Raw genomic sequence first — 1207 nt, 5'->3', positions numbered from 1 at the left:
CGCCGCGCATCACTCGGGGTCGGGGTGGATGGCTAGTCCTTACCCCATGGGGGACTTTCACCTCCTATTCTTTGCCAGCTTTCCTGGCGCACTCTCTTCTGGGTCAAAATGCGAAGAACTCAACATGAGCAACCGAGTCCGCTGTGCCTCGCTAAGCGGACCTCGACGGCGCGTGCGGACACCTCAGAATAGCCAATGAACGACGTCATTCGCCGACCTCGTCGGAAGTCGCCCGTGGAGTGGCATCGGTCAAAATTGAAACGGACTGACCGAAATAGAAATCTTGCCGTCCGCAGCTTGTTCTACCTTAAAGTCCACCTCTTTTTGCGCTGCTACATCCTCAACGGTCACATGCAACAACCCAGTACAAGTAACTGCTCGCTTGGCTTTGCTTCTTGAATTTGTGCGTATTGTATCATCCAACCTATATGCGGCGCCTTGTCTCCCCTTTTCCAAATGGCTAATCTTTCGGCTTCTGTGCTCGTATTTGATCCTTCCGCGTCGCAACTGCCGCCTTTTTCAACGGAATCGGCGCATCGGCGAAGTGCGCGATGTCCGCTACTTGGTAGCTATCGGGGGAAAAGCGGACGTCGCACATAATCTGCGGGCATTACGGCCCCAGAAATCTATATGCGACAATCAGTGCCACCATGCTCGCGAAAATCAGCAGTGCTCGGAGGGATTTTCGGATCATTGGCCTCGTCGAATGGCGCGCGGCCGGTAGATCAGGTTGAGGTTTAGGCCGTCGCTGAGACCGCACGACTTTGCCCTTTGTTGTTTGCGTGCGAGCCTTTGGTTCCGGCGCCACGCCTACGCCTCCCATCTCCCTGTAATAAGCGCTGTAGACCTCGCGAATGGCCAGGGCCGTGGACTCGACCTCGCTGATCGTCTCGAGTCGGGTTCGATAGTTAGTCAGAAAGCTCTGTGCGTTTGACGGAAGGTCATCGAAACCACCGAGCTTGGCCATCATGAGCCAAGTGGCAAAATCCGCCTCGGCCTTCGTGCGGGCTTTCCTAGCGATATTGGTGTTGGCGCTATAGGACATGATGGTCCGATTGGTTCGCCCGCTCAAGCTCGCCGGCATTCATGGCTTCATCTGGCCGAGATTGGGGCATTGCCGCGCGCCCTAAGCGGACGCCACGCTCGGCGAAAATACGATCGGCGAACTGCTGCACGTATCCGCTTGAGCCCTGCTGATGGGTCATCT

General features: G+C 56.2%; 1 protein-coding gene. It reads right to left on the bottom strand.

Annotated elements, in window-relative coordinates:
- Window positions 1-610 precede the first annotated feature (610 nt).
- Entirely contained in the window at window positions 611-1045 is a 435-nt protein-coding gene (locus YUU_RS62220; RefSeq protein WP_027528113.1) for a hypothetical protein, read from the bottom strand.
- Window positions 1046-1207 lie beyond the last annotated feature (162 nt).

The sequence above is a fragment of the Bradyrhizobium sp. Ec3.3 genome, assembly GCF_000472925.1.
Classification (GTDB): domain Bacteria; phylum Pseudomonadota; class Alphaproteobacteria; order Rhizobiales; family Xanthobacteraceae; genus Bradyrhizobium.
Note: the sequence above shows the minus strand (reverse complement) of the source record. Positions and strands in the feature narration are given on the sequence as shown.

Excerpts from the sequence above, each read along its gene's own strand:
- YUU_RS62220 (WP_027528113.1), bottom strand. The coding sequence starts at position 1,045 with ATGTCCTATAGCGCCAACACCAATATCGCTAGGAAAGCCCGCACGAAG.